The following is a 6,710-nucleotide window of genomic DNA, read 5'->3' as shown; positions in this document are numbered from 1 at the left end:
TTGGATTGAAGGTTTAAGTTTTATAAAATTTTCCCCTTTTAATTCAAAATTCAACATTCAAAATTCATAATTTTATATAAAGTTTTTCCTTTTTTAATTCAAAATTCAACATTCAAAATTCATAATCTTATTCTTACAATCCTTGTCATTCCAAGGATTGATAAAAGCTCAAGGGAATATTCAGACTTGTAGTTAGGAAATTTTATATTTAAAGCCCGTGGCGCTTGTCCATTAGGAACTATGGTTCCCTGGGGAAGAAAGATAATCGGCGATAGGGTATTTATTCCTACCTCAACATTACCCCAGTTCTTCTTGTATAAAACCTGATCAACATTAAGGGTAAATGCTCCATTTCGATCATTGTCAATAAAGCAGATGTAATGCTCCTCTTTTCTTCCATCCTGATCAAGGTCTTCTGGTCCTGAGGTTTCTGAGCCAACGGTCAGGAGGACTGTCCTTGTTCCAAAAGACATTGCCTCTGCCCTTGCCTTTTTCATATCACCGGCTAAGGCTGAAAGGGAGGATTCCAGGCTTGTCCTCCTGGCCCTTCCCAGCATATTTGGGGTAATCACAGCAAGGGCTATTCCCAGTATAGAAACAACCACCATAATTTCTAATAGGGTATACCCGGTAAATTTTGAATTTTGAATTTTGAATTTTGAATTATAAATCATATTAAATTGATTTAGAACTTGTTCTTACAATTTTAGTCAAAATATTGATTATACTTTCAATTTCTAAAAACTTTTTTCTTGAATTAAGTTATCTTTCTTCATAATTTAACATTCAAAATTCAACATTTAAAATTTCTATCTTACTTCCCTCCATAAACGTATATCTACGGGAGGAAAGATAGAGGATAGGGGAACCTGCATTATCTCACCTGTGCCTGTATTCATTATTCCACCTGATGGTCCCGATGCTTCTCCTCCTGGATAGATCATGGTTGTAGATGGAACACCCACATCGGGATAGGCAACGCTCCTTACATCTTCCTTTCCAGCCACTGCCCCGATAAGGTCTTGATAAACCTCGCCTGAGGTAAATCTAACCGCATAGAACCTGGTAAGGCCACCCTCACATATATTAGAGTTTGGTGTAAATGTGGTAAAGAAGAGGATAAAATTAAAGACCTCTACGGGAGAGATGCACCGTTCATTCCTATCCTTTGGGCTTGTAGCACCTGTGGTTGCATAATCCTTTGGATCATCATGGCCAAGCTCAATATAGTAGCTATTATTATTGGGATTTGATTTTGAAGAATCTGTCATATTAGTAAGGCCTATGATATCGTTATAGGGAAGGGGTTTTTTCTCATCTAAGGCATAGACCCTTTGATGGGGATAATTTTCATCATAGACATCATAATCACCGGTGGGAAAGTATAGCCAACACCACCAGTCTGCAGGAAATTGAGAAACATCTACATTTCCAAATACAGGCATAGTGGGAACAGGCCTTTCTGGAGGGCTTCCTGTCCAGAGATTAGAGCTATTGTAATCAGCGGGCTTGAAGAATAAATCAGAGCCCTCAGAAAGCTCTCCTTTGCTTAAAAATGAACTGACTAGGCCTTCGGTGCGAAGGTCTATTCTAAAGACACATCCAAAGTAATCACCAAAGGATATCCTCTTTAATTCACCATCTCTACCCCTCATACAGGATAGATCAGAGGTGATATTACCTACCTTCTCGGAAACCCTAATCTGCTTTATAATGCTTCCATCTTTAAGGTTTATCACAGTAAGGTATGCACATTTATCTGCGATATTCCTTATCCCATTTGGATGTAAGCCAGAGCCAAAGATTCCCACCCATCGGTTATTTTTATCCAATCCCTCTTCCAGCATTCCTAAAGCAGGGGCAGAAAATGTCTCTCCAATCCTTTCAAATTCTTCTGGATTGGTAAGATTGTTCTTTTCCCAAAGGAGCTTTGGATAATATGGATCGGTAATATCAATGGCAAAAATAGATTGCCCACCTGTCCTTAAAACACCGACTAAGAGGGTTTTGTATTTTTTCTCTTGATTATCCCAGAAATCAATTGCCCTCAATAAGCCATCGGCTGTGTATTTATGGTCTTTTTCTGTTGTATCCTTAAGCTTTCCCAATAACCCATTGGGAATGAATGACCAGAGTTCCCTCGCACTGGTATCGCTTGTGTACATACTAAATGTCCCCCTTTCCGTTACTACCCCTTTAGTCCATTTTGCCATTCTGACACAATGGAAAACTCCATCATTAGAGCCAAAGTATACCACGAGGGTTCTCGTTGAATTCTCTTTGCTAAATTTTGTGTATTCTTGATCGGGATAGTATAAAACCGGTAGGCCAACCGCTAAGGGATTGGAATGAATAATATCACCCAACTTCCATTGATTTGTATCTGCAGTTGAACCAAGGATATATCTATTATATACCCTAAGTTCTGATCTTTTATACCTGTTTATATATTTCCCCCGCACAAACCTTATCAGGTCATCTACTTCATGATCAGGAACTCCCAGGTATTGTTTAAATTGGTTTTTGTTTGAAATGTCAAAGGGGATAAAGGCCTGGTCGGTGCTTGTGTTTGCCGTAAAGATAACCCTTCCCTGTGTTTTCCACCAATCTCCCCCATTATCTGGCAGGGGAAGAAAAGCTGCAAATGATGGGTTGTTATCCCCTACTTGCGCCTCCTTTAGATGGTCGCCAAAGCCCTTTAATACTTGTGTTTGGGTATCTCCCCAGAGGCTTATTGAGGCTAAGATCTCTCTGCTTTCACCCTCTTCGCACTCCCCGCCTAAATAGCAATCTCCATAATAGCTATAGAGGTTTCCCCACCATTTCCAGGGCTCTATTGTTCCTATAACCAGGCAGGGTCTGTTATTCATCAAAGGTGGGGTTAAATTTGGAAATGATAGGCTCTTAATGGGTTTATATGCCAATGTTTCCCCCTCTCCTATTTCATAGCTTGGCTCAGGATAAACAAATTTCCTAACCCTGATATTGTCATAAGAAAAGCCACCATTCCAGCCACCAAAGCCGATTGCTCCACCTTGTGCGGCATAGGCACTTGGTGCGATAAACCCCGGGGGCATTTGGTCAAAACGCTCGGTTACAGGGAGAAAACCGCTATCAGAATCTATATCAGCAGGCGCAGGTTCTTTTCTAATCAGAAGCATAAGATATGTCTTTTTATCAATATTATTATAGAATGGCCTTACCTTTATCCAGTATCTTTTCTTAAACATCGGATATGTAGAATCGCCAAGGATTTTTCCTGCATTAGACTGATATTGCCAGGTCCAATCCCTTCCATCACCAAAGGGACGGAAGATAAATAAACCCCCTTGGGTGGCAAAAAACTCCATTCCCCAGGTATTTCCAGGGTCCCTATGGCAGACCGGGTTATATTGAGGGTTTGCCCGGTTTGCATCACCGCCATAGTTATTGTATTCATCATAGGATGAATAAATAACCTCATAGTTCTTCCACCTGATATCGCCTCCGGTAACAAATGGGCCAATATCGCTTGATTTAAAAGTAGAACCCTTATCTGCCATCATAACCCTCTTGTCAATTGCCCTATTTGCACCCGTATTATCCCTTATCTTCCACCAGTTATAGTTATTGGCTGGGGTGGGGATATTTTGCCATCCCCCGGAATCTGGACTACAGCTGGATGTAATATTTGGACAATCACCCACCTGGTCATTAAGGGTTCTCTCCTCCCAATCCTCCCAGAGGTCAAATGTCTCCTTTATATTGCTCCTTGAGATAGGATAATCTACATTTCCCCACCAGCAATATATGGTTGTGGTTGCGGTTGCTGCGGGAGCAGGTGGACCTGCTGGGCAATTAGAGCATACCGGAAACTGCTTTTGATAATAGACCCGATCTGTTCCATTTATGTCTACCTGTCCACTTACAATTATCTGTCCAGTAACCTTTGCATTCCCAGACATTGAAAAATTCCCTCCCCATACATAGACAAGGCCTTTAAAGTCAACATTTCCTTTAAATTCAAGGTTTGCTCCAATTATTATCAGGCTTCCCTTTCCCGTTTGATTTCCTGAAAAGCTTACTGTGCAGCCTGATGCCTCTACCATGGTAACCCCACCATTAGTAGGAAGAGAGACTTCAGAGCAGGATGTGTAGTATCTTTCCTGCTGTTGTGCCAAATTTCTATAATAAGCAAGGTCTAGCTCGGGAAATGGGATATCGCCAGAATAGGCTGGGTTTGAACTTCCATTAGGGCAATCATCACCACCACAACCGGTTCTTTCTGAATCATTTATATAGCCTGATTCAACTATCGTATGAGCACAATTATTAATTATCGCACAGGAATTTGAATGAACAGAGCCATCGTTGACCACAGGGCCAGCACCCCCACCAATATAGCACTGGCAGAGGTCGGAAAACACAGCAAAATCAAAGGGGCTTTTTCCTGGAATCATAGGATTTGCCTTTATCTTTGGAACATTCACCCAGAATGAGCCCTTTTTATTATTATAATCAAATGACTTCATCCAGAAGGGAATAAGGCCACCCTCCTCGTCGCTAAAAAGGATATCCGCGCCTGTAGGTCCTACACCTTCAAGCTTATTCTTGGGGATATTTATAAGAACCTGATAATCGGTGAGGGTTCCTGTATCATAGGTGTCTTGATACTTTATCAAAATGGGCATTTTATACTTCCAATAGCAGTTAAACTTTGGCCTAACATAGGAGACAAACCTACAAGTATCAAGGCACATATCCATCCCTCCCTCCACGATAAAGGTAAAATCAAACCTTCCTCCCTTAAATAAAACATCGGCGGCTGGGACGACAAGAATTCCAAGCTCCCAGGACCCACCACCCGAAATGGTTATCGAGCCAAGTGTATTTGAGCCTATGCCAGGGAGGTTTTCTTGCCACTCATTACTTCCATATTTATAGGCAATAAACCATTCTTTCATCCCTCCTTTTGGCTCTACTTTAAGATTAAATGTATCTTCTGCACTACCCCTGTTCCATATGTTTACCCAATATTCAAATTGCTGGTTTTTTCCTGCCATCTTATATGCGCGGTAAATGTATTTCTCAAATGTATCGCCATCGATATATCCATCTTCCCTCTGTGTTCCTGCCGGGTATTCAATAATGTTCCTTCCGTGATAAGAAGTTCCTGGGCTAGGCCTTACCTTTTTTACCTCTAAATCAGGGTTTCCTATTATTTCAACCTCTGGCTCATGCTCATTATATCGATCAACTGCCGCAATCGGGGATAGGCCATCGGTCGTATTCTGTCCACATTCTGCCCCAGTTATGGGATACCTCTTAAACCCAATATAGCCTCCCTTGAAGTTAGCACCACCATCACCTCCTCTATTATAAGCTAAAACCTCGCTTCCATTTGAGAGAACCCTAATTGTGCTGGTGGATACCTTTATATCCCACTGCCAGATTGTGTTGTTGTAGATGTACATATTAGAATTGGTTACTTCCTGCCATCCCGCAGCAGTTGTTCTTCGGTATAGCCTTAGATAATACCTTCCCCTACTCCAATGGTAATTGTCCTCAACATTAGTGTCATAATCAATATAAAGTCGATAGCCATTGGTTGAGTCTAGTTGTGAAGCATTATTTCCCTGAAGAAGAAAATATGCCATAACCTCATTGCCTAAACAAAAGTGGGTTTCAAAATGTAAGATAAAGGCATTGGAAAGCCTTGTTTTGCTTATTCTTCTTGCTTCCGTGGTCATCCAGCCGGTTCCATCGGTATTAAAGGTATCGGTATCCCTTGGGTCAAAGGCAAAGATAGAGAAGACAGAAGCCCCTGCGCTTTTTCCCGAAAAGGGAAAATTGCTTGGCCGGTTTGGGTCTAAACAGGCAGGGGCACAAGTATTCCAATTAACATTTGGTCCTAAATCCTCACAGAGGTAGGAGGTCCCTCCGGGAGGGGTAGGGGAAGAATCTGCACCCTTGCTTTTATCAAAATACATATAGATAAAATTGTCTCCGCTATTCAGTGTTTTTATTCTTACATAGACTGGCAAGGAATACGAATTTCGGTTCATCCCCTCAGTGGGATAGATCCAGAAGGGAAGGTTGTTGCTTCCCTGGTAGAACCTTATATCCCCTAGGTCAGAGTTCATCCTTCCTGAATCTATATATGGCGTGGTAGGAACCTCAATACGCACCGGATAATCTGTCCTGGCTGGACCTGGGTTATTTATCCTTATCTTTACCTTATACCCCCAGCCCACTGGCTGGGCAAACAAAAAGCACTTTATGAGAATAAAGCTTATGCTTAAGACAAGTGGCACAAAGAGAACAAGCTCCTCAAGCCTTATTTTTCCCAAAAATCTTCTCATTTTACCCATCTTTCCCTCCCGATTGTTTGTTTTATTTTACAACCATAGATTTTATGGCAGAAAAATTCCCTGCCTTTATTTTATAAAAGTATAATCCAGAAGAAAGGTTTTGTCCAGCATTATTTTTTAGGTCAAAGAATATTGCCCTATTCTTTTGGGTATATGAGCCTTTAGGTTTTTGTCCTAGCTCTATTGTCCTTACCCTTTGTCCTAAGATGTTATAGATTTCAAGAGAAACATTTGAATCTTTGGAAAGCTTGAATGGGATATAGCAGGCATCCTTTGCGGGATTGGGGTATGATTGAAGGAGCTCTGATTGGGATGGGATTAAAGGCTTAATGGTTATCTCTTTATCTTTTATTTCTAAGG

Annotated in this window: 3 protein-coding genes; all 3 read right to left on the bottom strand. The window is 41.2% G+C overall.

Annotated features, from left to right (window positions below; genetic code table 11):
• Nucleotides 1-119 precede the first annotated feature (119 nt).
• Nucleotides 120-674: a GspH/FimT family pseudopilin gene (locus AB1397_05785; GenBank protein MEW6482496.1), complete on the bottom strand. Its 555-nt coding sequence runs from the start codon at nt 672-674 to the stop codon at nt 120-122.
• Between the two features lie 135 nt (nt 675-809).
• Nucleotides 810-6,350 (bottom strand): PilC/PilY family type IV pilus protein, encoded by a 5,541-nt coding sequence (locus AB1397_05780; protein ID MEW6482495.1) that lies wholly within the window; start codon nt 6,348-6,350, stop codon nt 810-812.
• A 22-nt stretch (nt 6,351-6,372) separates the two neighbouring features.
• A partial coding sequence (locus AB1397_05775; GenBank protein ID MEW6482494.1) for a T9SS type A sorting domain-containing protein occupies nt 6,373-6,710 on the bottom strand: 338 nt, incomplete at its 5' end.

Source organism: bacterium (assembly GCA_040756715.1).
Taxonomy (GTDB): Bacteria; UBA9089; UBA9088; order UBA9088; family UBA9088; genus JBFLYE01.
This window is presented reverse-complemented; position numbering and strand designations above follow the sequence as displayed.

Bases quoted from the DNA above. Each gene is read 5' to 3' on its own strand.
- AB1397_05780 (MEW6482495.1), bottom strand. From the start codon at position 6,350: ATGGGTAAAATGAGAAGATTTTTGGGAAAAATAAGGCTTGAGGAGCTT.
- AB1397_05785 (MEW6482496.1), bottom strand. From the start codon at position 674: ATGATTTATAATTCAAAATTCAAAATTCAAAATTCAAAATTTACCGGG.